General features: G+C 67.6%; 24 protein-coding genes. 11 read left to right on the forward strand and 13 right to left on the reverse strand.

Features of this window, described 5'->3' with window-relative positions; translation table 11 throughout:
• The first annotated feature begins 14 nt into the window (after positions 1 to 14).
• A complete protein-coding gene (locus JNG39_RS12840; RefSeq protein WP_368311868.1) occupies positions 15 to 1058 on the forward strand; it encodes a hypothetical protein in 1044 nt (347 codons plus the stop codon).
• On the opposite strand, the gene JNG39_RS12845 is transcribed toward JNG39_RS12840, so the two are convergent.
• From JNG39_RS12845 to speE, 4 genes are all read right to left on the reverse strand, one after another.
• Positions 1059 to 2777: a GGDEF domain-containing protein gene (locus tag JNG39_RS12845; protein WP_368311870.1), complete on the reverse strand. Its 1719-nt coding sequence runs from the start codon at positions 2775 to 2777 to the stop codon at positions 1059 to 1061. It lies immediately after the preceding gene.
• Positions 2778 to 2866: 89 nt separating this feature from the next.
• Entirely contained in the window at positions 2867 to 3175 is a 309-nt protein-coding gene (locus JNG39_RS12850; protein WP_368311872.1) for a hypothetical protein, read from the reverse strand.
• 126 nt (positions 3176 to 3301) lie between these two features.
• The gene (locus JNG39_RS12855) at positions 3302 to 4126 is read right to left on the reverse strand and encodes an SAM-dependent methyltransferase (protein WP_368311874.1); all 825 of its coding nucleotides are present in this window, start codon (positions 4124 to 4126) and stop codon (positions 3302 to 3304) included.
• 84 nt (positions 4127 to 4210) lie between these two features.
• Positions 4211 to 5068 (reverse strand): polyamine aminopropyltransferase, encoded by an 858-nt coding sequence (gene speE / locus JNG39_RS12860; protein ID WP_368311876.1) that lies wholly within the window; start codon positions 5066 to 5068, stop codon positions 4211 to 4213.
• A 256-nt stretch (positions 5069 to 5324) separates the two neighbouring features.
• Between speE and speA the strand changes: the two genes are divergently transcribed.
• Both speA and JNG39_RS12870 read left to right on the forward strand, forming a co-directional pair.
• On the forward strand, positions 5325 to 7208 hold the full coding sequence (gene speA, locus JNG39_RS12865; RefSeq protein WP_368311878.1) for an arginine decarboxylase: 1884 nt from the start codon (positions 5325 to 5327) through the stop codon (positions 7206 to 7208).
• The gene (locus JNG39_RS12870; RefSeq protein ID WP_368311879.1) at positions 7209 to 8069 is read left to right on the forward strand and encodes an NAD(P)-dependent oxidoreductase; all 861 of its coding nucleotides are present in this window, start codon (positions 7209 to 7211) and stop codon (positions 8067 to 8069) included.
• Between the two features lie 161 nt (positions 8070 to 8230).
• Here JNG39_RS12870 and JNG39_RS12875 read toward each other — a convergent pair whose 3' ends face one another.
• The 3 genes from JNG39_RS12875 to JNG39_RS12885 form a co-directional block, all read right to left on the reverse strand.
• Positions 8231 to 8965 carry an SPOR domain-containing protein gene (locus JNG39_RS12875; protein WP_368311881.1) on the reverse strand — a complete coding sequence of 245 codons (735 nt, stop codon included), beginning with the start codon at positions 8963 to 8965 and terminating at the stop codon, positions 8231 to 8233.
• On the reverse strand, positions 8966 to 10654 hold the full coding sequence (gene argS / locus JNG39_RS12880; RefSeq protein ID WP_368311883.1) for an arginine--tRNA ligase: 1689 nt from the start codon (positions 10652 to 10654) through the stop codon (positions 8966 to 8968).
• 378 nt (positions 10655 to 11032) lie between these two features.
• Positions 11033 to 12004: an AraC family transcriptional regulator N-terminal domain-containing protein gene (locus tag JNG39_RS12885; protein ID WP_368311884.1), complete on the reverse strand. Its 972-nt coding sequence runs from the start codon at positions 12002 to 12004 to the stop codon at positions 11033 to 11035.
• Positions 12005 to 12138: 134 nt separating this feature from the next.
• Between JNG39_RS12885 and JNG39_RS12890 the strand changes: the two genes are divergently transcribed.
• Positions 12139 to 12873 carry an SDR family oxidoreductase gene (locus tag JNG39_RS12890; RefSeq protein ID WP_368311886.1) on the forward strand — a complete coding sequence of 245 codons (735 nt, stop codon included), beginning with the start codon at positions 12139 to 12141 and terminating at the stop codon, positions 12871 to 12873.
• Between the two features lie 19 nt (positions 12874 to 12892).
• On the opposite strand, the gene radC is transcribed toward JNG39_RS12890, so the two are convergent.
• Positions 12893 to 13630 carry a DNA repair protein RadC gene (gene radC, locus JNG39_RS12895; RefSeq protein WP_368311887.1) on the reverse strand — a complete coding sequence of 246 codons (738 nt, stop codon included), beginning with the start codon at positions 13628 to 13630 and terminating at the stop codon, positions 12893 to 12895.
• Positions 13631 to 13811: 181 nt separating this feature from the next.
• Here radC and coaBC point away from each other — a divergent pair, with 181 nt between their 5' ends.
• The 3 genes from coaBC to JNG39_RS12910 are packed head-to-tail and all read left to right on the forward strand — an operon-like array spanning position 13812 to position 17825.
• Entirely contained in the window at positions 13812 to 15023 is a 1212-nt protein-coding gene (gene coaBC, locus JNG39_RS12900) for a bifunctional phosphopantothenoylcysteine decarboxylase/phosphopantothenate--cysteine ligase CoaBC (RefSeq protein WP_368311888.1), read from the forward strand.
• A complete protein-coding gene (gene dut, locus JNG39_RS12905; RefSeq protein ID WP_247371552.1) occupies positions 15020 to 15475 on the forward strand; it encodes a dUTP diphosphatase in 456 nt (151 codons plus the stop codon). Before coaBC ends, dut begins: the two co-directional genes overlap by 4 nt.
• A 19-nt stretch (positions 15476 to 15494) precedes the next feature.
• The gene (locus tag JNG39_RS12910; RefSeq protein WP_368311890.1) at positions 15495 to 17825 is read left to right on the forward strand and encodes a phosphomannomutase/phosphoglucomutase; all 2331 of its coding nucleotides are present in this window, start codon (positions 15495 to 15497) and stop codon (positions 17823 to 17825) included.
• A 9-nt stretch (positions 17826 to 17834) separates the two neighbouring features.
• Here the strand turns inward: JNG39_RS12910 and JNG39_RS12915 are convergent, their stop codons facing one another.
• From JNG39_RS12915 to JNG39_RS12925, 3 genes are all read right to left on the reverse strand, one after another.
• Complete coding sequence (locus tag JNG39_RS12915; RefSeq protein WP_368311892.1) at positions 17835 to 18491, reverse strand: DUF4124 domain-containing protein; 657 nt, start codon at positions 18489 to 18491, stop codon at positions 17835 to 17837.
• Positions 18492 to 18586: 95 nt separating this feature from the next.
• A complete protein-coding gene (pyrE, locus tag JNG39_RS12920; protein WP_368311894.1) occupies positions 18587 to 19234 on the reverse strand; it encodes an orotate phosphoribosyltransferase in 648 nt (215 codons plus the stop codon).
• A 1-nt stretch (position 19235) separates the two neighbouring features.
• Positions 19236 to 19748, reverse strand: a complete 513-nt coding sequence (locus JNG39_RS12925) for a GNAT family N-acetyltransferase (protein ID WP_368311896.1) — start codon at positions 19746 to 19748, stop codon at positions 19236 to 19238.
• A gap of 78 nt (positions 19749 to 19826) precedes the next feature.
• Between JNG39_RS12925 and JNG39_RS12930 the strand changes: the two genes are divergently transcribed.
• From JNG39_RS12930 to JNG39_RS12940, 3 genes are all read left to right on the forward strand, one after another.
• On the forward strand, positions 19827 to 20597 hold the full coding sequence (locus tag JNG39_RS12930) for an exodeoxyribonuclease III (protein ID WP_144912403.1): 771 nt from the start codon (positions 19827 to 19829) through the stop codon (positions 20595 to 20597).
• Positions 20598 to 20661: 64 nt separating this feature from the next.
• Positions 20662 to 21894, forward strand: coding sequence for an MFS transporter (locus JNG39_RS12935; RefSeq protein WP_368311934.1), 1233 nt, complete (start codon positions 20662 to 20664; stop codon positions 21892 to 21894).
• A gap of 82 nt (positions 21895 to 21976) precedes the next feature.
• Positions 21977 to 22288: a hypothetical protein gene (locus JNG39_RS12940; RefSeq protein WP_247371540.1), complete on the forward strand. Its 312-nt coding sequence runs from the start codon at positions 21977 to 21979 to the stop codon at positions 22286 to 22288.
• A gap of 16 nt (positions 22289 to 22304) precedes the next feature.
• Here JNG39_RS12940 and JNG39_RS12945 read toward each other — a convergent pair whose 3' ends face one another.
• Both JNG39_RS12945 and JNG39_RS12950 read right to left on the reverse strand, forming a co-directional pair.
• Complete coding sequence (locus JNG39_RS12945) at positions 22305 to 23420, reverse strand: anhydro-N-acetylmuramic acid kinase (RefSeq protein WP_368311897.1); 1116 nt, start codon at positions 23418 to 23420, stop codon at positions 22305 to 22307.
• Positions 23421 to 23424: 4 nt separating this feature from the next.
• Positions 23425 to 24870, reverse strand: a complete 1446-nt coding sequence (locus JNG39_RS12950; protein ID WP_368311898.1) for an OapA family protein — start codon at positions 24868 to 24870, stop codon at positions 23425 to 23427.
• Positions 24871 to 25054: 184 nt separating this feature from the next.
• On the opposite strand from JNG39_RS12950, the gene tyrS reads away from it, so the two are divergent.
• On the forward strand, positions 25055 to 26260 hold the full coding sequence (tyrS, locus tag JNG39_RS12955; RefSeq protein WP_368311899.1) for a tyrosine--tRNA ligase: 1206 nt from the start codon (positions 25055 to 25057) through the stop codon (positions 26258 to 26260).
• Positions 26261 to 26442: the final 182 nt, after the last annotated feature.

The following is a 26442-nucleotide window of genomic DNA, read 5'->3' on the forward strand; positions in this document are numbered from 1 at the left end:
TACGGAGTGGGTTCATGCGTGGACGTCGCATCGCCGCCCTGGCCCTGAGCGGCCTGCTTTCGCTGCCGGTCCTCGCGACCCAACCCTGGCCCGGCGCCGCGAAGGCACCGGCGAAAGGTCCGGTGGCGGCGAAGAAGGATCGTACCCAGTCCCTGCTGCAATTCCAGAAAGACCTGGCCAGCGTGCTGGCGCTGCGCACCGAGGCCGATCCGTTGCTCGGCGCGGCCCTGCTGGCCCGCCCGCTGCCCGATCCGCCCGAGGTGCTGACCTACCACGCCCTGCTCGAGCGCGCGTCGCGCAACGCCGATGCCGGCCCGGCCGTGACCTGGGCCCAACTGGCCGACTGCAACGCCAAGGGTGGCGAATGCCCCAATGCCGATGCGCTCGCCACCTTGCAGAAGCAGGCGCCGGACAACGCGGCCGTCTGGCTGCTGAAGCTGGGCATCGACGCCCACACGGGCTCGGACAAGGACACCCGCGCCGATCTCGCCCGGGCCGCCGGTGCCAAGCTCTACGACGACTACCTCGGCGGCAGCATGAAGGCGCTCGCCACGTCGGTCAGCCAGTTGCCGCCGCCTCCCGACACCTTCGACGCCCTGCAGGGTGCCGGTGCCGCGGGCGTGCAGATGGAGATCGTCTTCGGTCTCGCCGCGGCGCAACCGCAGCCGGTGTTTCCCGCCACCGCCACCTATTGCGAATCGAACAAGGCCGACGCGGGCATCGTCGCCGACTGCCTGAAACTGGCGAAGGTGCTCGAGTGGGGCAGCAGTCCCCTGGGCCGTTCGCTCGGCCTGCACCTGCGCGAAACCCTCTCCTCGGACACCGCCGACCAGCAAGCCGCGAAGAACGCCCGGCTCAACCTGGTCTGGCAGATGCAGCAGTTCGGCCGCCTGCACGTGCAGGCGCAGGGCGACAAGGCCACGGCGCAGAAGCTGCTTTCGCTCGCCCGCAGTGGCGGTACCGAGATGAGCGTGGTACTCGCCTCGCTCAACGCCTACGGCATTCCGGCGGAAGCGCCGGCGGGTTGGGAGCCGGCGAGGGTCGAAGGCAGCCGTTGATCAGGCCACGGCCAGGTCGCCGTTGCCGGGGCCGGCCGCGTAGATGACGCGATTGCGGCCGTTGCGCTTGGCTCGATAGAGCGCGTCGTCCGCTTCGCGACAAAGCGTCTGCAGGCCGTAGCCCGATGCGCTGGTGCAGGCCAGGCCGATGCTCGCCGAGCACGACACGGCCGCGCCATCGCCCGGGGCGGGCGACATGTCGATGGCTTCGCGGATGCGGTCGGCGATCGCCATGCCCTCGTCGCGTCCGCACCCGGCCAGCAGCACGCCGAACTCCTCGCCGCCGAGGCGGCCGAACAGATCGGCGGGTCGCAGCAGTTCGCGACACAGCGTCACCGTATGGCGGATCACGGCATCGCCGATGGCATGCCCGTGCGTATCGTTGACGAGCTTGAAATGGTCCAGGTCGATGATCATCAGGCAGGCCGATCCGTCCTTTCTCGCCAGCACGTGCAATACGCGGTCGGCTTCCTCGATGAAATACTGGTGGTTGAAGATGCCCGTCAGCCCGTCCCGCTGGGCGAGCTTCCTGAACTTCATCTGCGAACGCTTGAGTCGATAGAGCCAGAGCGCGATGGAGGCGAGTACCGCCAGCAGCAGCGCGATATAGAGGCGGCCGGTTTCCACCGCCTTGGTGTCCAGGGCCTGTTGCAGGCGCAGGATGTTGTTCTGCTTGCTCAGGCGCTCGGTTTCGAGCCGTTGCGCCAGCGTGTGCTGCTGGGCCAGGTTGTAGGCCAGGGCCTTGGCGCTGACGTCGTTGAGATAGCCCTTGTCCTGTGCGGCGAATCGCTCGTAGTAGTTCAGCGCGGCGGTCGTGTTGCCGTGCTTCTTCTCCACGCGGTAGAGCAACTCGTAGGCTTCCTTCTGCCAGTCGCTCAGGTCGTCGGGGTTGGTCAGGGCGACGGTGGCCAGCGCGCCGGCCTTCGCCGCGGCGTCGTCGCCGAGTTTTTCGAACGCCTGTGCACGCTGCAACGTGGCCGAGATCACGTGCTGATAATAGCGGTTGACGCGGATGCTCGGCCCGATGCGGTCGAGGAGCGCGATGACCTTCTTCGGCTCGTTCCGACCGAGATAGACGGCGCCCAGCGTGAGCCACATGGCGTTCGTCGATACCGGCTGGTCGTCGGCGATGCAAACGCCGAGGGTGTGCTGCAGCTCGGGGCTGGTGGGCGTGAGGCGCCGGGCATTGAACATCGCGGCCACTTCGAGCGTGAGCGACTGGCAGGGCGATTCACCGGGCGGCACGCTGTTCTGCGCCATCCGCGCGTAACGAATGGCGAGGTCGGTCTGATCGGCGAAGTCGAACATTTGCGACAGGCCGATCAACGACATCGATCGCGCCAGCGGATCGGTGATCCGCGGCAGGTCGGCCGTTACCTTGTTGGCAAGCGTGAAGGCTTCCTCGTAGCGGCGGGTGTGCGCGAGGTTGGTCAGCAGCAGCGCCGAGGCCTTGGCGGCGAGCGTGGCATCGCCCGCATGGGCGATGATGTCGCGGAACCCGGCTTCGGACTTGAGATAGTCGCCGCCGTACATGTCTTCCCAGGCATCGAGGTAGCGCAGGTACCATGCCTGCGCTTTCGTCAGGGCGGGGGCCTCGCGACGAACCTCTTCCAGCATCCGCACGAAGCGCGGATGATCCTTCGTCCGCAGGCTTTCGGTGCGCGCGAGGAAGGTCGAAGGATCGCCGATGCCGTTTTGCTGGGCGTGGCCGACCGGCACGAACGCGCCTCCGAGTAAGGCCGCCAGTGCGAACCATGTTCGGAGACGGCGCGTCGGCCGGCGCATGCGCATCAACCCGTCACGGACGATCAGCCGGACGACGTCCCGTCGCCGGGGGTCTTCTCGGTGGAGTCCGGGCTGTCCTCGTCGTCGTCGGTCTTCTCTTCGTCGCCGCCGGGGTACTGCGTGCTCTGCGGAGGCGGCTGCTGGTGCCCCATGTAGTTTTTCTCGTCGCGGAAATCGACGTCGAGCTTCGATCCGTCGCCCGAGGCCACCGCGGCGCGCAGGCCGTCGGACGCCTTGGCCTCGTCGAGCACGCGGCCCAGCACCTCGGCCGAGGCATGGCGCAGCGAGGCGTCACGCCCAATGGATTCCAGCAGTTCCAGCGTATCGGTCATGGATGTTTCCCCCTGTTTTTTTGCCTGACCTCACGCAATGGCATGAGATCAGGCTCGTTCGGACATGATGACAGCCGTCATCGAGTGCACGCATCCGCCGGAAGCCCCCCCCCTTCCGGTCGCGTATCAGGCCGTCGCGGTCGCCGCATCGAGGGCCTTGAGCCGGTCCCGGGTGGCGGGATTGAGCCTGAGGGACCGGGCCGGCGGCAGCACCACGGTTTCCTCCGGCGGCAACGACGCCTGGGGCAGGTCGCCCAGGGCGATGCGGCGGATGCGCGGTTTCTGTATCGGCAAGGTCGCCGCCCGGTAAAGGATGATTTCGTGGTCGAGCGGATAGTCGGCGGCAAGCAGGTCGACGAGCACCTGGCGATAGCCGGCCGTGTTCTCCAGGTGGCCTACCGAACGGTTGCCGATCATGCCCACCTGCCATAGCACGAGGTACGCGGAGGGATCGACGCGGCGCTCGTAATAGAGAAACTGGCTGGCTTCGAAGTGCAGGCAGCCGACGCTTCCCGGATCGATGCCCAGGTCGGCGTAAAGGCAGTCTTCGGCGGAGATGCCCGGTTCCATATACGCATGGAAGCCTTCGGCGCGGGCGGTCTCGATGACCTTGTGCGGCGACCAGGCGAAGATGCCCGGATGGCCGTAGAACACACCGCAGACGCGCTTGCCGGCGCGCACCTCGGTCATCATGAGTTCGACCCACTCGCGATACGTCTGGACGCGCGACTTGCCTTCACCGTAATACGGCTGGAGGCTGCGCACGTCCGGATGCATGCGATGCAGCCACAGTTCGACCACGCCATCGGACAAACCTGCGAAGACGACGTCCGCCTGTTCGATGTGGCTGCGTGCCAGGGGGGTCAGGTGGGAGCCGAGGGTCATGCCCATGCCGACCACGGCGATGCTGCCGCGAGGCATGGCGTTCGACGAAGATGAATGTGCGTTCATCTCGCGATAGTACGGCAATTGTCACGACGGGCACATGTCGCAAAAAGAAGGCCCCGGAGGGGCCTTCACGGTGTCGCGGGGAGTTTAGTCGCCCAGTTGTTCGCGCATGAATTCCGGCTGCGCCAGTGCACCCTTGTGGATGTCGGCGTTGTAGTACTTGGTGGCGAAACCCTTGCTGATGGCGCCGCGCTCGCGGAAGCCCGAGAGGTCGCCGTCCTTGCGGGCCATGGTGCAGCTCCACCAGCCGGTGGGGTAGCACGGCTGCGGGAAGGGCAGCGTGCGCACGGCCTTGAAGCCGGAGGTGCGCATGGCCGAGCGCATGGCCTTGATCAGCTCGATGTGGGCCAGCGGCGACTCCGACTGCTGCACCAGGATGCCGCCGTGGCGAAGGGCCTTGTGGCAGCTGGCGTAGAACGCCGCGTTGAACAGGCCCTCGGCCGGACCGACCGGATCGGTGGAATCGACGATGATGAGGTCGATCGACTCCGGCTCGGCCTCGGCCATGTACTTGATGCCGTCGATGAACAGCAGCTCGGCGCGGGGATCGTTGTTGGCGTCGCACAGCTCCGGGAAGTACTGCTCGGCCAGGCGGGTGACGCGCTCGTCGATCTCCACCTGGGTGGCCTTCTCGACTTCCTCGTGCTTGAGCACCTCGCGCAGCGTGCCGCAGTCGCCGCCGCCGATGATCACCACGCGCTTGGCGCGGGCGTGGGTGAACAGCGCCGGGTGCGTCATCATCTCGTGGTAGAGGAAGTTGTCGCGGCCGGTGAGCATCACGCAGCCGTCGATCACCATGAGGTTGCCCCAGTCGGTGGTCTGGTAGATCTCGATGGTCTGGAACGGCGTCTTCTCGGCGTGCAACAGGCGCTCGACGCGGAAACCGATGGAAGAGCCCGAAGCCTGGTGGGCCTCGGTAAACCAGCTGAGCTGCTGCTGCGACATGACGCGGAATCCTGGAATTCGGGTAAGGGAGTCTCTAACCGCCGCATTGTACCGGCTCCCGGTGAAAAAGCGGCCAATCGGCCGGCCGGCGGCGATACACGGATGTCGTCGGCCGCCGCTACAATAGGCGGTCTGGTCGGCCCCGCGGCGTGCGAGGCTCCCGGCCGCCAGGCCCGTTCGAGTCAAGGTTCGCCGCTGCGACTGTTCCGCGCCCCCTCAAGGGGACACGACACAATCACCTGGAGACCGCCCGCCCATGGCGAACTGGACCATCGATCGCGCCAAGCTGACCTACGCGATTCCTCACTGGAGCAACGGCTACGTCGACGTGGCCGGCAACGGCCGCCTCACGATGCGCCCTCGCGGCGACGAGGGCCCGGCCCTCGACCTGCCCGCCATCGTCGAGGAAGCCACCCGGCAGGGCCTGCGCCTGCCCTTGCTCGTGCGCTTCCCCGATATCCTCGCCGATCGTCTGGCCCGCCTGCAGGAGGCCTTCGCCAAGGCGATCGACGATGCCGACTACGCCGGCCGCTACACGGCCATCTATCCCATCAAGGTCAACCAGCAGCGCGGCGTCGTCGGTGAGCTGGTGGCCGCGGGCGAGAAGGGCTTCGGCCTCGAGGCCGGCTCCAAGCCGGAACTGATGGCGGTGCTGGCGCATGCCCGTCCGGGCAGCATGGTGGTCTGCAACGGCTACAAGGACCGCGAATACGTGCGCCTGGCGCTGATCGGCCTCAAGCTCGGCCTGCGCGTGCACATCGTGGTGGAGAAACTCTCCGAGCTCGACCACGTGCTGGCCGAGGCGAAGGCGCTCGGCGTCGAGCCGCTGCTCGGCGTGCGCGTGCGCCTGGCGTCCATCGGCGCCGGCAAGTGGCAGAACACCGGCGGCGACAAGGGCAAGTTCGGCCTGAGCCCGGGCCAGGTGCTCGAACTGGTGGCAAAGCTCGAGGCCGCCGGCCTCAAGCACACGCTGCGCCTGCAGCACTTCCACATGGGCTCGCAGATTTCCAACGTGCGCGACATCGCCGCCGGCATGCGCGAGGCCGTGCGCTACTTCGTCGAGCTGCACCGGCTGGGCGTGCCCATCGACGTGGTCGACGTGGGCGGTGGCCTCGGCGTGGACTACGAAGGCACCCGTTCGCGCAGCTACAACTCCATCAACTACAGCGTGGGCCAGTACGCCGCCAGCATCGTGCAGCCGCTGGCCGAAGCCGTGGCCGAGCACGGCATGCCCGCGCCGACCATCTTCACCGAGTCCGGCCGCGCGATGACCGCCCACCACGCCGTGATGGTGGTGAACGTCACCGAGGTGGAAGAAGTTCCGCCGGGCGCCGTGCCGGCCGAGCGCGAGGGCGAGCCGATGGTGCTGCGCCACCTGCGCGACACCCACGCCGAACTCGATCATCGCCCGCCGCTGGAGCTTTTCCACGAGGCGCAGCATCACTTCGCCGAGGGGCAGACGCTCTACGCGCTGGGCCAGCTCGACCTGCGCGACCGTGCCGCGCTCGACGACCTCTTCTATGCCATCGCCAATGCGGTGCGGCCGCGCCTGCTGCCGGCCGAGCGCGCGCACCGGCAGGCGCTCGACGAACTCGACGAGAAGCTGGTCGACAAGTATTTCGTGAATTTCTCCGTGTTCGAGTCGGTGCCCGACATCTGGGCCATCGACCAGATCTTCCCCATCGTGCCGATCTCGAGGCTCGACGAGGAGCCGACCCGGCGCGGCGTCATCGCCGACCTCACCTGCGATTCCGACGGCCGCATCGACCACTACGTGGACGCCGAGGGCGTGGACGTGAGCCTGCCGCTGCATCCGTTGAAGAGCGGCGAATCGTACCGCCTGGGCATCTTCATGGTGGGCGCCTACCAGGAGACGCTGGGCGACATCCACAACCTGTTCGGCGACACCGACGCGGTGAACGTGCGCGCCACGGCCGACGGCTATCAGTTCGCGCACATCCGCCGCGGCGACACCACCGACCTCATGCTCGACTACGTGGGTTACGACCTGACGATCCTGCGCCAGTCGTACGCCGACCGCATCGCCGCGGCGGGCATCGGCGGCGACGAGGCCCGCTTCCTTGCCGAGACGCTCGACAAGGGCCTCACCGGTTACACCTACCTGGCGGAGACCCCGTAAATGACGATCAAGGCGGCCTTCATCGGCCTGGGCGCGATGGGCGCCCCGATGGCGCGGCACGTGCACGACAAAGGCCTGCTGGCCGCCGTGGGCAACCGCACGCAAGCCAAGGCCAGCGAACTGGCGAACGAACTCGGCGTGCAGGCGCCCGACATGGCTGGCATCGCCGGCACCTGCGACGTGATCGTGCTGTGCGTCAGTGCGGATGCCGACGTCATCGGCGTGGTCGAGGCGTTGTTGCCGTCGCTGCGCAAGGACAGCATCGTCATCGATCACTCCACCGTGGCGCCCGCCACGGCGCAGAAGGCCTCAGGCTTGCTGGCCGACTCGGGCGTGCATTTTCTCGACGCGCCCGTGTCCGGCGGCGTCGAAGGCGCGAAGAACGGCAAGCTATCGGTGATGGTGGGCGGCGATGCCGCCGTGCTGGAACGCGCGCGTCCCGTGCTCGAAGCCTATGGCGCGCGCATCACGCACATGGGGCCGGTGGGTAGCGGCCAGGCGACCAAGGCGGTCAACCAGGTGCTCGTCGCCGGTATCGCGCATGCCGTGACCGAAGGTCTCGCCCTCGGCGAGGCCTTGGGCCTCGAGGCCGACCGACTCATCCCGACGCTCGCCGCGGGTGCGGCGGGCAACTGGTTCCTCGACAAGCGCGGCGCCACGATGCTGCGCAACGAGTTCTCGGTGGGCTTCAAGCTGGCGCTGCTGCACAAGGACCTGGGCATCGTGCGCGGCATCGCCACCGAGGCGGGGACGAACCGCACCGTGATCGAGCAGTCGCTGGCGGATTTCGGCGAGCTGATGTCGCAGGGTTACGGCGACGACGATATCTCGGCGTTGATCCGGTTGAAGCGCAAGAGCTGATCGCGTCGACAGCGCCCGATTCCCTCACGTCGCTCCTGCGAACGCAGGAGCCCAGCGCGAGGCGTCCGGTTTCCTGCGAAGAGGTGATGCGGCTCTTTCGCTCCCTCGAACGCAAGAACGACATGAGGGGGTAGATGCGGCTAGGAGCCCGTGAAGGCGGCTTAGCCGCCTTCCTTCAGGGCGATCGCGCTGATTCCCGCCGACTGCAAGCGCTGCTTCGTGCTTTCCAGGTCGGTCGCCGATTTGAACGGTCCGAGGCGCACGCGGTTGTAGGTCTGGTTGCCGACCTTCACCGATTGCACGTTCGCCACGAAGCCTTGCAGCGCGAGCTTCGCCTTCAGCGATTCCGCGTCGGACGCGCTCGGGAACGCGCCCACCTGGAGCAGGTAGCCCGATCCGCTCTGCGCGGCGGGGTGCGCCGGCTGCGAGGGCGCGGCCGTCACGGTTTGCGTCGAGGCCTTGGGCAGGTTGGGATTGACGGCGGGTTGCGCGGCGGTCTGTTGCGTGGCGGCTGCCTGCTGAGCGGCGGCCTGCTGCTGGGCGGCCTGCGCCGCCTGCTGCTTCTGCTGCGCCTCGGCGCTGGCCTGGGCGTGGATCTCCGCGTCCGGGATGCGCACTTCCTTCTCGGACAGCACCGAATAGAAATCGTACGAAGGCTTCTTGGGCTTCTCCGGCTCGGCCTGGTCAGCCACGCCCGGATCGCTTCCCTTCTGCGCCGTGGCTTGGGGGTTCGGCTCGGGACCGTCCTTCTTCATGGGGATGAGGCTGCCATGCATGGCGAAAGCCATCAGCACGGCGCCGGCCAGGATGCCGATCAGCGCCCAGCCCCAGCCCGGCATGCCGCTGGAACCGTTGCGGACCGCCTGACGGCCCTTGCCCTTCTTGCGTGTTGCCATTTACATGCTCTCCGGGGCGGAAATGCCCAGCAGATCAAGACCGTTGCGAAGCACCTGCTGCGTGGCGGCCACCATCGCGAGGCGCGCGTCACGCAGATCGGCGTCGTCGACGATCCACTTATGCTCGTGATAGTAACTGTGCAGCGCGCCAGCGAGCTCGCGCAGGTATTGCGCGATCAGGTGCGGTTCCAGATTGGCCGCGGCCGCCTCGACCACTTCGGGGTAGCGGGACAACTCGAACATCAGGGTCTGTTCGTGCTCGGTGGCGAGCAGGTCGAGCTTCGCCAGCCCGTTGGCGCGCAGGGTGGCGAGGCCGCGATCGGCCAGTTCGCGAAACACGCGGCTGGCGCGGGCGTGGGCGTACTGGATGTAGTAGACCGGGTTGTCGTTGCTCTGCGAGCGGGCCAGGTCGATGTCGAACACTAGTTGCGAGTCGGCCTTGCGCGCGATGAGGAAGTAGCGCGTGGCGTCGCGGCCCACTTCGTCGATGAGATCGCGCAGGGTCACGTACGAACCGGCACGCTTGGAGATCTTCACCTCCTCGCCGCCCTTCATCACCGTCACCATCTGGTGCAGCACGTATTCGGGCCAGTTCTTCGGGATGCCGGTGTCCAGCGCCTGCAGGCCGGCCTTCACGCGGGCCAGCGAACCGTGGTGGTCGGAACCCAGCTCGGTGATGGCGCGTTCGTAGCCGCGCTGCCACTTGGTGCGGTGATAGGCGACGTCGGGCAGGAAATAGGTGTAGGTGCCGTCGGACTTGCGCATCACGCGGTCCTTGTCGTCACCGAAATCGGTGGAACGCAGCCAGAGCGCGCCGCCTTCTTCGTAGGTGTGGCCGTGGGCGACCAGCTCGCGCACCGTCTCGTCGACCTTGCCTTCGGTGTACAGCGACGATTCGAGGTAATACACGTCGAAACCGACGCCGAACGCCTTCAGGTCGAGATCCTGCTCGTGGCGCAGGCTGGCGACGGCGAAGCGGCGCACGTCGTCGAGGTTGTCGACGTCGCCGGTGGCCGTGACGGTCTCGCCGTCGGCTTCGACCGAGGCCTTCGCCAGGAAGGCCTGGGCGACGTCCATGATGTAGTCGCCGCGGTAGCCCGACTCCGGCCAGCGCGCGTCGTCGGGGCCGACGCCCTGCGCGCGCAGCTGCGTGGACAGCGCGAGATTGGCGATCTGCACGCCGGCGTCGTTGTAGTAGAACTCCCGGGTGACCTTCCAGCCCGTCGCATCGAGCAGGCGGCTGATGCTGTCGCCGATGGCCGCCGCTCGGCCATGCCCGACGTGCAGCGGACCGGTGGGGTTGGCCGAGACGAATTCCACGCCCGCCACGCGCCCGGCGCCGTCGCGGTTGCGGCCGTAGCGATTGCCCTCGGCCAGCGTCTTCGCGATCTCGGCGTGATAGGCGGCCGGCGCGAGGAAGAAGTTGATGAAGCCGGGGCCGGCGACCTCCACCTTGCCCACCACGGGGGAGGCGGGCAGCGCCTCCACGAGGTCGGTGGCGATGTCCCGGGGTTTGCGGCCGGCGGCCTTGGCCATCATCATCGCCGCGTTGGTCGCGAAATCGCCGTGCTCGCGGCTGCGCGTACGCTCGATGACGAACGACGGGGCGACGAAATCGGACGGCAGCTTGCCGGACTCCCGCAGCGCGCCGATGGCCTGCAGGACGAGTTGGTTGAGCGCTTGTTTCACGGGAGTCGCAACGCGGACATGGGAACCGGCAATCCTATCAGAAAGGGCCCGCGAGACCGCCCGCCAAGGGTGTTTCCCGCTGTCCACCGCCCTGTGGATAACTCTGTGGGCAATAACCGCTGCCGCCGTGCATGGCCGCTTCCCCGCCCTCTTGACATCGATGCGTAACAAGAAAAGTCGTTGTTTATCAGTATGTTGATAAATCGACTTGCATTCGGGTCGCAGCTGTGACGGGCAAGTGGGCATCGGGGTCGATGTGCATAAGTCGCGCCGCACCCATCCGTCACATGGTGTTTTCCGGCACGTCATGGCGCTGTCATCGACGGCCGTCACACTTCTCTCCGTGCCCGGTGTCTCCCCGGCCCAAGGCACGTCGGGTTATCGAAGCCCCTCCCTCGACAGGTGACCCATGACGGCGCGAGCGGCACTCGCGCCGTCTTTTTTTCGGTCTGCCGGGGCCACGGCGAACGTGGCCCGCGAGCGGACGACATCCCGTTTCGGCGGTGCACCGAAGAGTCGGGCGTATTCCCGGTTGAACTGGGAGGGACTCTCGTAGCCGACCTCGAACGCCGCGGTCTCGACGTGGCAGGCATGCACGATCATGAGGCGGCGCGCCTCCATCAGGCGAAGCCGTTTCTGATACTGCAACGGGGTGAGCGAGGTCAGCGCCTTGAACTGGCGATGGAAGGCCGAGGCGCTCATCCTCGCCAGCGCCGCCAACTCGGCGATGCGTACGGGCTCCCTGAATCGCTCGCGCAGGTGCCGCATGGCGTCGACGACGGGGCGTGTCGGGCTGCCGGCCAGCGCGATGCGCGCGACGTCGCCGGCATGCGGCCCGGCGAGAAGCCAGTAGCACATCTCGCGCAGGATGCCGGGAAGGAGCGTCGGAATCGCCCGGGGTGTGTCGAGCAACCGGGCCAGGCGCAGGACGCAGTCGGCGAGCGCGCCCTGGAAGTCCGTGACGAAGACGCCGCGGCAGGGCTTGGCGCTGGCACGGGGCGGCGGGGCCATGTCTTCCGCGACACCCCGGAGCAACGCGACGTCCAGTTCGATCATCAGGACGAGGCAGGGACGGTCGGGACTCGCCTCGACCACTCGCCCGATCGAGGGCGTTTCCACGCCGATCAACAAGGCCTGTCCCGCACGGTATTCGACTCGGTCGTCTCCGAAGGCCGCCCACTTCGCACCCTGGGCGACGACGCACAGCCCGGGACGGGACACCTGGTGGGCCGGCGGCTTCGGGTGGTCGGAGCGCAGGATGGTCAGCCCCTCGATGGCCGTCGCGTAGGCGCCTTGCCCCGGCTGGCCCGTCGTATGGCGCAGCAGGATCTCCGCCAATGATTCCGGCATCTCCCTTCTCTTCCGCAGTCAGGTGCGACGACCTTAGCCAGACGAGCAGGATCGGGCAAGAAACGGCCACGTTCCGGTATCCAGCGCAAATCGACTCGATTTCATACTGCCGGCCACGTTTCGAGGAGATTTTCATGCAGATCGCGGATCAAACCGTACTCATCACCGGTGGCGGCACGGGCATCGGCCTGGCGCTCGCTAAACGTTTTCTGGCACACGGAAGCCGTGTGGTCGCCGCCGGCCGACGCGTCGACACGTTGCTGGCGGCGCAACGGTCCACGCCCGGCCTCGAGGTGCTCCCCGGCGACGTTTCCAGCGAAGCCGGACGCATCGCCCTGGTGGAGGAGGCGCTCTCGCGCTTCCCCGCGCTCAACGTGCTCGTCAACAACGCGGGCATCGGCCAGCGTCATCCACCCTTCCTGGAGGCACAGGACTGGGCATCGCACCGGGCCGAGCTGGCCACCAACCTCGACGCGCCGATGCACCTGTCCATGCTGCTCCTGCCGCACTTCGCCACGCGGCCGTCGGCCGCGGTGGTCAATGTGACATCCGGCCTCGCCTTTACGCCCTTCGCCGCGTTGCCGACCTACAGCCTGACGAAGGCCGCCCTGCATTCCCTGACCATCAGCCTGCGTCTCCAGTTGCGGAACACGGCGATCGACGTCGTCGAGATCGTGCCGCCCAGCGTCAGGACCGACTTCACCGGTGGGGCGGCCGGCGTGGATCTCGACGCCTTCGCCGATGCCACCTTCGAACGCCTGGCCGCTGGCGAGACCGAAATCGGGTTCGGCACGGCGGAAACCCGGCGGCTCGCCAGCCGGCAGGAGCTGGATGCCTACGTCGCCGAGTTGAATCGCGCCGACGCGTAGGTCGGCGGATATCTGCCGCTCAGAGCAGGCCGCGTGCGGCCATCGACACGGGGTCGTCGTGACCGATGATGAGATGGTCGAGCACGCGCACGTCGATCAGGCCGAGCGCGTCGACCAGCACGCGCGTGATCTCCCGGTCCGCACGGCTGGGTTCGGCGATGCCCGAGGGATGGTTGTGGGCGAGGATCACCGCGCAGGCGTGGTGCCGCAGGCAGGCGCGCACCACCTCGCGGGGATACACGTTGGCCGCGTCGATGGTGCCGCGGAACAGTTCCTCGTAGGCGAGGATCCGGTGTCGCGTGTCGAGGAACAGGCAGGCGAAGGCCTCGTAGGGAAGGTGGCGCAGCCGCGCCTTGAGGTAGTCGGCGCTGTCGGTGGGACTCCGCACCCGTGGCAACTCGGCCAGGCCCTCTCCCAGCGAGCGGCGGGCGAGCTCGAGCGCCGCGACGATGCGCGCCCGCTTGGCGGGCCCCACGCCGCGGACGGCCGGCATGTGGTCGGGATCGGCGAGCAGGCGGCCGAGGCTGCCCGCCTCGCCCAGCAGCGCACGGGCGGTGGCGACGGCATCGCGGCCGACCGAGCCGTTGCCCAGCAGCACGGCGATCAGTTCGGCGTCGGACAACGCCCCGACGCCATGGCGAAGCAGGCGCTCGCGCGGTCGCTCGCCTTCGGGCCACTGGGGAATGGGGCGCAGCCCGATGGCTTCGGCGGGAACGCCGTCGGCCACGCCGCGCGGGCGAGGGAATCCGTGTTTCATGGCTGCGCTGTTCGTCCTGTTTGATACCGAGCCCGCGTTCGCGGCAATCGGTACACGGTAGGGATGTCACGCCCGGGTGGCGATAGAAGGATTCTGAAAAATGCGTCGGATGTGCGGCTGCTCCGGTGCCGGGCTCAATCCGTTAAGCTAACCAGCCCTTCGAAACCGGCGCCGTTTCGCCATGAGCCTTCGCCAGCGTCGCATCCTGATCGGCGTCACCGGCGGCATCGCTGCCTACAAGGTGTGCGAACTCGTTCGCCGCCTGCGCGACCTCGAGGCCGAGGTCCGCGTCGTGATGACCGAAGGCGCCACGCACTTCGTTACGCCCACCACGTTCCAGGCACTCTCCGGCCAGCCGGTGCGGGTGAGCCTCTGGGACGAGCACGGCGAGGCCGCCATGGGGCACATCGAATTGGCCAAATGGGCCGAGCGCCTGCTGATCGCCCCGGCCAGCGCCGATACCCTGGCCCGCCTGGCGCACGGTTTCGCCGACGACCTGCTCACCACGGTGGCGCTCGCCACGGCGGCGCCGGTCTACGTCGCGCCCGCCATGAACCAGCAGATGTGGGCTCATCCCGCCGTGCAGGCCAACGTCGGCACGCTGCGCGTGCGAGGCGTGGGCATCCTGGGTCCGGCCGACGGCGACCAGGCCTGCGGCGACATCGGCTCGGGGCGCATGCTCGAACCGCACGAACTGCGCGACCTGCTGGTGGCGTCCTTCGGCGACCAGCCGCTCAGCGGGCGCAAGGTGGTGGTCAGCGCGGGCCCGACCTACGAAGACATCGATCCGGTGCGTTTCATCGGCAATCGCAGCTCCGGGCGCATGGGTTTCGCCGTGGCCGCCGCGGCCCGCGACGCGGGGGCGCACGTCACCCTGGTCGCGGGTCCCGTCGCCCTGCCCACGCCACCCGGCGTCGAGCGTGTCGACGTGCGCAGCGCGCGGCAGATGCACGACGCGGTGCTCATCGCCAGCGAGGGCTGCGACATCTATATCGGTGCCGCCGCGGTGGGCGATTATCGGCCCGCCGAAGTCGCCGGCCACAAGCTGAAGAAGGTCGACGGTTCGCCGTTGCACCTGGAACTGGCCGAAAACCCCGACATCATCGCGGCGCTGGCGGCACGAAAGGATCATCCGTTCCTCGTCGGTTTCGCGGCGGAAACGCGAGAACTGGCGCACTACGCGCAGGACAAGCTGCGCCGGAAGGGCCTGGACATGATCGCCGCCAACGATGTGGGCGAGGGGCGCGGTTTCGAGGTGGCCGACAACGCGCTGCACCTCTACTGGGCCGACGGCGACACCGCGTTGCCGCGCATGCCCAAGACCGAGCTGGCGCGCCAACTGGTGGCGCGCATCGCCGAACGTTTCCTTTCCGGCAACGGACGTACGCCTTGATCGACATCGAACTGAAAATCCTCGACCCGCGCCTGGGCGATTCCATTCCGCTGCCCGAGCCGGCCACCCCTGGCAGCGCGGGCATGGACCTGCGCGCGGCGCTCGACGCGCCGGCGGCACTGGCGCCCGGCGACAGCCTGCTGGTACCTACGGGCATGGCCATCCACATCGGCGATCCGGGGTGGTGCGCGCTCATCGTTCCCCGTTCCGGCCTGGGCCACAAGCAGGGCCTGGTGATGGGTAACCTGGTGGGCGTGATCGACGCCGACTACCAGGGGCCGCTGATGATCTCGTGCTGGAACCGCGGAAATGCGACCGTCACCATCGCGCCGGGCGACCGGATTGCGCAACTATTGCTCGTGCCGGTAGGCCGCGCGCGGTTGCGCGTGGTGGAGGAATTCGCGCCTTCGCTGCGGGGCGAGGGCGGGTTCGGTTCGACCGGCGTGGTCTGATCCAACGGGAAAAACGTGCATGGCTCGAAAAGGGGGAGGGGAGCGGCGGCTCGACCGGATCGACCTGCGTCGACTGCTGCCGCTGGTCGGCGCCACGCTGTTGATCGCGGGCGGGTTGTTCTGCGCCTGGCAGACCTGGCTCATCGCCGACGAGAGCGATGCCGCCGAGCGGACCCGCAGCGCGCAGCGCGATGCCGTACGGGTGCTGGGCGATGCGTTCCGCGTGCATCTCGACCGGCTGCATAAGGCGGTAAACGATCCGGCGCTGCTGGCGATCCTCGACGATCACCCGGCCGCGGCGTCCCGGTTGCACCAGGCCCTCCCCGATGCCCGCGCCGTGGACGTCTATTCGGGCGGCCTCGACGAGGTGGTGCATGCCGACTACCGCCAGTTCGGCTATGCGAAGGCCGCCCAGCTCATGGCGGCGCTCGGCGCCGGCCAGGCGTCGCCCGCGTCCACCGCCGTGCAAGGGGGCGAACGGCGGCTGACGCTGGTCGAACCCGTCGGTGCGCCGGGCGACGTGCGCGCCTGGGTCTGGGTCGAATATGCCTTCGACGAATGGCGGGACCGGTTCGAGTCGGTGTCTCCGGCCGGTGGCCGGCTCGAGCTTCACCAGAGCGCCAGCGGGGACAGCGCTCCCCTGCTGGCGAAAGGCAAGCGTTCGGCCGAGCGCGAAGCGTCGGGCCTGCCGGTGCCCGGCACCGCGTTCTATATGTTCGCGGCCCTGCCGAAGGCATTCATCGTGTTGCCCCATTCCGCGGTGCTCGGCGGATTGCTGGCGCTCATCGGCCTGGGCGGCGGCGGGTTCCTCGCCTGGCGCCGGATGACGATGCCGCCGCCGGTGGAACGCGACGATGAAGGCGACGACATCCTCGTCGCCGACGTGGTGCGCAAACCGCGATTGCCGCCCGCACCCACACCCGCTCCCGCGCTCGAGGCGCCTGCCGCGGCCGCGACGCACGAGGCGGATGCGTCCATCTTCCGCGCCTACGACGTCCGCGGCGTGGTGGGCGCGGCGTTGAATGCCGATACCGCGCGGCTCATCGGTCGCGCGATCGGCGGCGTGATGAACGAACACGGCCTGCGCGAGATGGCGGTGGGCCGCGACGGACGCCTGTCGGGCGCGGAACTCGCCGGCGCCCTGAGCGATGGCCTGCGTGCCGCGGGCATCGACGTGATCGACGTCGGCGCGGTACCCACGCCGGTGGTGTATTTCGCGGCGTTCCACCTGGGTACCGGTTGCGCGGTGTCGGTGACGGGCAGCCACAATCCGCCGGATCACAACGGTTTCAAGATCGTGATCGGCGGGGAAACGCTCTCGGGGGACGCCATCGCCGATCTGCACCGGCGCATCGTCGAACGGCGTTTGCCCGAGGGTGGGCAGGGAACCTGGCGCGAGCAGTCCGTGACCGAAGCCTACGTGGGCCGTGTCGTCGGCGATATCGCCGAGGCGGATCGTCGCCTGAAGGTGGTGGTCGATGCCGGCAACGGCATCGCCGGCCCGGTGGGACCGCGCGTGCTCGAGGAGATCGGTTGCGACGTGGTGCCGTTGCACTGCGAGGTGGACGGCCGTTTTCCCAACCACCCGCCCGATCCGTCCGATCCGCGCCATCTCGCCGACCTCATCGCGGCCGTGCGTGCGGTCGGCGCCGACCTCGGCATCGCCTTCGACGGTGACGGCGACCGCATCGGGGTGGTGGGACCGGATGGTGAAATCATCCCGTCCGACCGCCTGCTGATGGTGTTCGCGCGCGACGTGCTCGCGCGCAATCCCGGCGCCACCATCGTCTACGACGTGAAATGCAGCGCGCACCTTCGCCGGGTGGTGCAGGAGGCGGCCGGCGTGCCGCTCATGTGGCGCACCGGCCATTCCATGGTGAAGGCGAAGATGCGCGAAACGGGTGCGGCGCTGGGCGGCGAGATGAGCGGTCATTTCTTTTTCGCCGACGGCAACCGCTGGTACGGCTTCGACGACGGTATCTATGCCGCGGTGCGCCTGGTGGAAATCCTCGCCGGCGATCCCGAGGAGCGCGCCGTCGGCGAGTTGTTCGACGACCTGCCCAGGAGCGTGTCCACGCCGGAACTTCGCCTGGCGGTCGAAGGCGGCATGGCGTTCCGTTTCATGGAGAGCTTCCGCGACCAAGCCGATTTCGGCGATGGCCGCATGACCACGCTGGACGGCGTGCGCGTGGAGTGGCCCGATGGCTGGGGTCTGGTACGTGCCTCGAATACGGAGTCCGCGCTGGTGTTCCGCTTCGAGGCCGACACGCCCAAGGCATTGGAGCGGGTGAAGGACGCCTTCCGCCAGCGGGTCCACGCCGTGAACGACGCGATCTCGCTGCCGTTCTGACCGCCTCTGTCAGCGTCCGCCGGCCGATTCGGCGGCGGACCTGATCTCCCGGTAATGCTTCAGTTGCGCGTCCATGCCGGCCTTGGCCTCGTCTTTCGCCGCCTGCTGGCGCTGCAGCGTGGCGCGCAGGCCGGAGACGGTGTCGCGCTGCTTGGCGATGCGGTCGTTGAGGTACGGCGGCACCGGCTGCTTCGAACGCTCGAGGTCGCCGGCGCGGTTGAGCAGGTCGGCCAGGGCCTTCTCCTGGCCTTGCAGGTTCAGTCGCGTGGTACGCGCGGCCTGTTCGAAGTTGTCCACTTCGGCGGTTTTCGCGGCGACGAACGAGGCCTCGTCGGGATAGGCGTTGAGCGTCTGCGCGTCATCGCGCTGTCGCTGCTCGCGCGCCCGCTCCTCGGCGGCCTTCTGCTCGGCGACCTTGCGCGCGGCGGCGCGTTCGTCGGCGTTGAGCTGTCGATCGACGTGGCGGATCACCAGGCCCTGGCCATTGACGATGTCGTAGCCCGCCTTGAGCGCGTCGGGGGTGAGGCTGTCGCTGAAGACGGACGCGCCGGAGGCGTCCTTCCAGCGGAAGCGGGTGCCGCTGTTGTTCGACGTGTTGCTCTGGGCGGCCGCCGTCATGCCGATGCACAACGCGCCTCCCGCCAATAGATAACGCACAGCTCGCATGGTATTCCCTCCGTCGGGCGAGTATAGCCAGCGCGCGCGAGAAGGAGCCGCGGGAGCGGCAAGGCTCCCGTGTCCCGTGACGGAGTTGCCGTTTTTCAGGCCTTCACGCCGTACCGTTCGCGATAGGCGACGAGCCGGCCGTGCTCGGCGGCCAGTTCGGGCCGCTCGCCGGCATAGGTGAGCACGTCGGCAAGGCTGGCGATGGCGATCACCGGGATGCCGAACTGCGCGGACACCTCCTGCGCGGCGGACAGCTCGCCCTGGCCGCGCTCCTGCCGGTCGAGGGCGATGAGCACACCCGCGGGTTCGGCCCCTTGCGCGCGGATGAGTTCGAGCGATTCGCGCACGGCGGTGCCGGCGGTCATCACGTCGTCCACGATCAGCACGCGCCCCTTGAGCGGGGCACCCACGAGCGTGCCGCCCTCGCCGTGATCCTTGGCCTCCTTGCGGTTGTAGGCCCAGGGGACGTCGCGATCCTGGGTATCGGCCAGGGCGATGGCGGTGGCCGCCGCCAGGGCGATGCCCTTGTAGGCGGGGCCGAAGAGCATGTCGAAGGCCACGCCCGAACGAACGGCCGCGGCGGCATACGAGCGGCCCAGGCGGGCCAGCGCCGCGCCGGAGTCGATCCGGCCCATGTTGAAGAAGTAGGGGCTCGATCGGCCCGATTTGAGCGTGAATTCGCCGAAGCGGAGAACGTCGCGGGCGAGGGTGAGTTCGATGAATTCGCGCTGGTAGTCGTGCACGTCAGGAAGTCTCTGCTGGGTCGGGAAAAGGCAGCGGCAGCCACAGCACGCGCTGCGGCCCCGCCGGACCGCCATGGTACAGCGCGCCGCTGTCGCGGTAGCCCGCCCGGCGGTAGGCGCGCACGGCACCCTCGTTGACGACGTTGACGCTGAGCACGATTCGTCCGCGATCGGGGTGGCGCCGTGAAACGTATCGCGCGATGGCCCGCAGCGCGCGCGTGCCCAGGCCGCGGCCCTGAAGGCCGGCGTCGATGAGGAAACTGCGCAGGGCCACGGCGCCGTCCGCGAGCGGGTGATCGCCGAGGGCCGACGCCGTGCGGTCGATGCGCACGTAACCCACCACGCGTCCGTCCTCCAGCAGCGCGAGGCCCTCGCTGCCCGGGCATACGGCCACGTCGGCGAGCGAATCGGCGACACGGCCGACGAAGGCGACCTGGTCGGGGTTCACGGTGAGGGCGATGGCTGCCGCGCGCGACGTGTCGTCGATCGGCCGGACGTCGATGCCTTGTTCCATGGGGCCAAGCATCCAGGCGCAGGCCCTGCGACGCAAGCCGGGTATCATGGCCGCTTCGACCGATTCCAAGAAGAGCCCATGCGCATCATCTCGCTGAACGCCAACGGCATCCGCTCGGCCGCCACCAAGGGCGTGTTCGAATGGCTTCGCCAGCAGGACGCCGACGTCGTCTGCCTGCAGGAAACCAAGGCGCAGGAGTCGCAGCTCACCGATCCGATGTTCCGCCCCGACGGGCACCATTGCTTCTACCACGACGCCCGTAGCAAGAAGGGCTACAGCGGCGTGGCCATCTACTCGAAGCGTGAGCCCGACGAGGTGCGCACGTCGCTGGGCTTCGAAGACTTCGACTGCGAGGGGCGCTACATCGAAGCGCGCTACGGCAATCTCAGCGTGGTGTCGTTCTACATCCCTTCCGGTTCGTCGGGCGACGAGCGGCAGCAGTACAAGTTCCGCATCATGGAATGGCTGACGCCCATCCTGCGCGAGTGGGCCGCCAGCGGGCGCGATTACGTGCTGTGCGGCGACTGGAACATCGTGCACACGAAGAACGACATCAAGAACTGGACATCCAACCAGAAGAATTCCGGCTGCCTTCCCGAAGAGCGCGCGTGGCTCGACCTGCTCTTCAAGGACATCGGCTGGGTGGACAGCTTCCGCGCGATCAAGCCCGACGCCGTCGAATACACCTGGTGGTCCAACCGTGGCCAGGCCCGCGCCAACAACGTGGGATGGCGCATCGACTACCAGATCGTCACGCCGGGCCTGCGCGACCGCCTGCGCGATTGTTCGATCTACCGCGACGAGCGCTTCTCCGACCATGCGCCGTTCACGGTCGACTATGCCGACTGAGCCGGCGGCGACACCGGCGAAGCCTTCCGTCTGGAGGGCGTTCACCCAGCCGTCGGCGTGGACGATGGCCTTCCTGGGTTTTTCCTCCGGCCTGCCGTTCCTGCTGGTGGCCGGCACGGTGGCCTATTGGCTGAAGGAAAACGGCATCGTGCTGAAGGACATCACGATGATCGCCAGCGCCGGCATGACGTACGCCTTCAAGTTCGTCTGGGCGCCGCTGCTCGACCACTGGCAGCTTCCGTTGTTCCGGCGGTTGGGTTTGCGCCGGGGGTGGTTGCTGTTCTCGCAGTTGTGCGTCACGGCCGGGCTGCTGGCGATGGCCGCGACGTCTCCCGTGCAGTTGCCCTTGTTCGTGGCGGCGACGCTGGTGGTGGCGTTCTTCGGCGCCACGCAGGACATCGCGGTAGATGCCTACCGCATCGAGATCGCTCCGGTGGAGGCGCAAGGTGCGCTGGTGGCTACCTACGCGTTGGGCTATCGCATCGGTTTGATCGTCAGCGGAGCGCTCGCGCTGATCATGGCCGATCACGTGTCGTGGGGAGTGGTCTACGTGGCGATGGCGGCGACGATGCTCATCCCCATCGCGACGACGCTCCTCGCACGGGAGCCGGAGGTGCTGCGTCGGAAACCGCGCGGGTGGATGGAGGCCATGCGCGAAAGCCTCGTCGAGCCCTTCACCGATTTCTTTCGGCGTTACCGGTGGGTGCTCGCGCTGGCGACGCTCGCGTTTCTCCTGCTTTTCAAGGTTCCCGAACAGGCGACCATCGGTGGATTGATGAGCGCCTTCTACCGCGACATGGGCTTCGAGAAAACCCAGATCGCCGCGGTCACCAAGATCTGGGGCATCTGGATCGGCATCGCCGGTGCGTTCGTGGGCGGTGCCCTGGTCGCTCGCTGGGGCGCCTGGCGACCGCTCGGTGCGGCCATCGTGGTGGCCGGTGCCAGCAACCTGCTCTACCTGTTCCTGATCCGGCATCCGGGCAACATCACGGTGCTTACGCTGGTGATCTCGGGCGAGAACTTCACCCTCGGCATGCTCGGGCCGCCGACGGTGGCCTTCCTGTCGGCGCTGGTGAACAAGCAGCACACGGCGACACAGTACGCCCTGCTCAGCTCCATGGTGAACCTGCCGGGCAAGGTGCTCGGCTTCTTCGGCGGCGGCATCGCCATGTCGGTCGGCTACGGGATGTTCTTCGTCATCACCGTGGTGTCGCTGCTGCCCGCGATGGTGCTCTACGCCTGGCTCTGGCCGCGGCATGCGGATGCCGGCCGCAAGGCCTTGCGAGCCGTGGAATAGGCCCTTTGGCGCCATGTGCCCTGGCGGCGATTCTGTGTAATATCGGCAGCCACAGGGGGCATGCGCGAGGGAGGTAACGCACGTGCCGGATATCGTGGTACGACACATCGACGATCAGATGGCCGAGCGGATCAAGAGTCTCGCTCGCGAACGCCGTTGGTCGATCAACGAAGTCATCCTCCACGCGTTGCGCCACGGCCTGGGTCTGGGCCCCGGTGACGCGTTCGGCGAACTGCTGCTCGAACCGGGCGATATCGCCCACCTTACCGGCGCGTGGGACGCCTCCGAACAGGCCGCCTTCCAGGAAGCCCTATCGGCACTGGCCCAGGCCTCGCCCGATTCGCTCGTCCAGGCATCCCGGCGCGAACCGAAAGCCTCCGACGAGGTTTTCTAGCGATATCTAGCGATATTCAGGGCGCGGCGTAGAGTGCGCCGAGCAGGCGTGGACCGCGGGCTCCAGTCACCGCGGGCAGATTGCCCGGCTCGCCGCGAAGGCGCCGGTAGGCCAGCCAGGCGAAACCCATCGCTTCCATGAAGTCCGGATCGATGCCGAAGGCCGTGCTGGCATGCAGCGGGCGGCCCTCCAGTCGCATGCGGATCGCATCCATGAGCGCGGCGTTGTGCACGCCACCACCGCAGGCGACCACGTCGAGCGCATCCCCGGCATGCCGGGCGATGGCGTCGCCGATGGATACGGCGCTCAACGCCATCAGGGTGGCCTGTACGTCGGCCGGGGCAAGCTCAGCCACGCGTGGATGCAGGTCGAGCCAGGCGAGGTGGAAGTGTTCGCGACCGGTACTCTTGGGCGGAGGCAGGGCGAAGTAAGCGTCGTCGAGCAGTTCGGCGAGCAGGTCGGGATCGACCTCGCCCGACGCGGCGAAGCGGCCGTCGCGGTCGAAGGTTTCGCCCCGATGGCGAAGGCACCATGCGTCCATGAGGCCGTTGGCCGGGCCGGTATCGAAGCCGGTGACCTCGCCTTCGGGCGTGAGTCGGGTGACGTTGGCGATGCCGCCCAGGTTCAGTACGACGCGGGCGCCTTCGTTCGGCCGCAGCACGGTGGCATGAAAGGCGGGCACGAGCGGCGCCCCCTGGCCGCCGGCGGCGACGTCGGGGCGACGGAAATCGGCGATGGTGGTTATGCCGGTGCGCTCGGCGATCACCGACGGATCGCCGATCTGCAGCGTGAACGGCCGGTCGCCGTCGGGCCGATGGCGAATCGTCTGTCCGTGCGAGCCGACCGCGGTGATCTCGGACGGGAGGACTTCGGCTCTTGCGAGAAGCGCCTGCGTGGCATCGGCGAAGGCCTGGCCCACGGCGACGTCGAGTCGACCGTAATCGTCGAGGTCGAGGCGCTCTTCGTCCTGCGCCACGGCGAGGATGCGTCGACGGAGCGGCTCGCTCCACGCATGCACCAGACCGGCGACGAGCGACGGCCTGCCCTGTTCGAAGCGGACCAGGGCGGCATCGATGCCGTCGGCACTGGTGCCGGAGATGAGTCCGACGTAGAGACCGTCCATGGTGGTCATGGGATCAGTCGGTGCTTTTCGCGGTGTCGACCTGGGCGAGCTTGACGTTGCTGTCCACGTGGTTGAGGCGTGCGAGCTGCGGGCCGACGACCTCTTTCTTGAACTTCGCCAGCTGCGCGGCGGGCAGCGGTTCGGGCTTGGGCAGGGTGACCGTCTGCGGATCGCGCTGCACGTTGTTCACGCGGAATTCGTAGTGCAGGTGCGGGCCGGTGGCGAGGCCGGTCATACCGACGTAGCCGATGGTGCTGCCCTGGCTCACGCGCTGGCCGACACGGAGGTTGGCGAAACGCGACATGTGGCCGTAAGCCGTGCTGATGGTCGCGTTGTGCTGGATGACCACGAAGTTGCCGTAGCCATTCATCCAGCCCCGGAACTTGACCACGCCGTCGCCGGCCGCGTGGATCGGCGTGCCGGTGGGCGCGGCGTAATCGACGCCCTTGTGCGCGCGCATCTTGCCGAGGATCGGATGCATGCGGCCCGCGCTGAACTGCGAGGAGATGCGGGTGAAGTCGACGGGAATACGCAAGAACGAACCGGCGAGCGGACGGCCTTCCTCGCTGAAGTAGCCGACCTTGCCGTCGCTGTTCTTGAAGCGGTAGGCGGTGTAGCGCTTGCCCTGGTTCACGAATTCGGCCGCCACGATGTCGCCCTCGCGCAGGAAGGCGCCGTCGCTGTACACGTCGTCGTAGATGACGGTGAAACTGTCGCCGACGCGAAGGTCCTGCACGAAGTCGATATCGAACTTGAACACCTCGGCGAGCTTCAACACCATCGCCGTGTTCATGCCGGCCTTCGAGCCGGCGCCAAACAGCGAGCTGTCGATGACGCCGTGGGCGACGTGCTCGCGACGTTGGACATCGCGCACCTGCGTGGTGAGTTGCGGCGACGTACCGTCGAGACGCAGCGTGGCGATGGAGGATTCGTCCTGGTCGAAGCGCACGCCCTTCAGCGTGTGGTCGGCACCGACGAGGAACTGGAACTCCTGCCCGGGCTTGATCTGGTGAAAGACCTTCGTGCCGCCCGCGCCGTCGATGACGTGCTGCAGGTCGGTCATCGACAGTCCCTGGGCGAGGAAGATGTCGGCGAGTGTCTGGCCGGCCTGCACCTGCACGGTCTGCCAATCCTCGACCGGGGCGAGCGGCTTGACGGTGGCGGGATCGATCTTCGGCAGCGCGAGTGGCACCACGGAGCGCACGAGGGGCTCGGTGAGCTTCGGCGATTTCATGGCGCCGGCCCACGCGGGAATCACCAGGGCGGAGAGGATGACGAGCAGGAAGGCGGTGCCTGCCAGGATCCAGCGCTCGCGCGACCAGCTCAGCGGTTCGGCCGAGGCGTTGCGACTGAAGGACCAATGGGCCCGACTGTCGTAGAAGTGAGCATGACGCCGCTGCGCCTTGCGGCGGATGGCCTGCTTGCGCGCGCTGTGCGCTGCCCGATTCACATCACCCATTGTCGTTCTTATGTCCACTCGCCCCGAGGTTGTGCCGTACCATAACGGCCCTGTGCAAAGTCCGTCAACGCCTTCTACGTCAATGCTTTGCATCGCATCTTGCGGTTAACGCACAATTAACCCCACGAACCTTTCACGCCCGTCGTGGCGGGTCGCGGCATTCACATATATCTAGAGAGCAAGCATGAACGAGCTGGACCAGGTCCTCGCCCTCATCGCGCGTGGCGCGGACGAGATCATCAAGAAGGACGACCTCGCCTCGCGGCTGAAGCTTGGCCGGCCCCTTCGCATCAAGGCGGGTTTCGACCCGACGGCGCCCGACCTGCATCTGGGCCATACCGTGCTTCTGAACAAGATGCGCCAGTTCCAGGACCTGGGACACCAGGTGATCTTCCTCATCGGTGACTTCACGGGAATGATCGGCGACCCCACGGGCAAGAACGTCACCCGCAAGCCGCTGAGCCGCGAAGACGTGCTGGCGAACGCCGAAACCTATGCCGAGCAGGTCTACAAGGTGCTCGACCGCGAGAAGACCGAGCTGCGCTTCAACTCCGAATGGTTCGGCAAGATGGGAGCGGCCGACATGATCCGCCTGGCGGCCCAGCACACCGTGGCCCGCATGTTGGAGCGCGACGACTTCGCCAAGCGGTACAAGGCGGAGCAGCCGATCGCCATCCACGAATTCCTCTACCCCCTGGTGCAGGGCTACGACTCCGTGGCGCTGGAAGCCGACGTGGAGCTGGGCGGCACCGACCAGAAGTTCAACCTCCTCATGGGCCGTGCCCTGCAGGAGCACCACGGCCAGGCGCCGCAGATCGTATTGACCATGCCGTTGCTCGAGGGGCTCGACGGGGTCAACAAGATGTCCAAGTCGCTGGGCAACTACATCGGCATTGGCGAGCCGGCCATCGATATCGTCACCAAGACGCTGAAGATCGGCGACGACCTCATGTGGCGCTGGTTCGAATTGTTGAGCTTCGACGTTTCCCTCGAGGAGTTGGGCCGGATGAAGGCCGAGGTGGCCTCTGGCGCACTGAATCCCCGAGACGCCAAGCTGCGGCTCGCGCGCGAACTGGCCACGCGCTTCCACGATGCCGCCGCGGCGGAGCAGGCCATCGCCGGCTGGCACGCCGTGGTGCGGGGTGAGGGAGACACCAGCCTCCTTCCCCTCACCGATATCTCCGCCCCTGCCGAGGGCTTCCGTCTGGCTGCGCTGCTGACCGCCGCGGGCGTGACGCCGAGCAATTCCGAGGCGAACCGCAAGCTCAAGGAGCGTGCCGTGCGCATCGATGGCGAGGTCGTCGAGGACGCTTCCCGCATCTTCGAGGCCGGATTCGAAGGCGTGCTGCAAGTCGGCAAGCGAAACTTCGCACGTATCCGGCTGATTTAACGGGCCTTTCAAAAAAACTTCACAAAAGGGGTTGCAGCCCCTTTTGAAATCCGTATTATTCGCCTCCCCGCTGACACGGAACGCGCTTCGCGAACGGTGTCTACGAGTCTCTTGCTTCACCAGCCACCTCGAAAAAAAGTTTGACGAGATGGTTGACAGAAACGAAAGATGCTCTAAAATGG

The sequence above is a fragment of the Luteibacter sp. CQ10 genome (assembly GCF_040900725.1).
Classification (GTDB): Bacteria; Pseudomonadota; Gammaproteobacteria; order Xanthomonadales; family Rhodanobacteraceae; genus Luteibacter.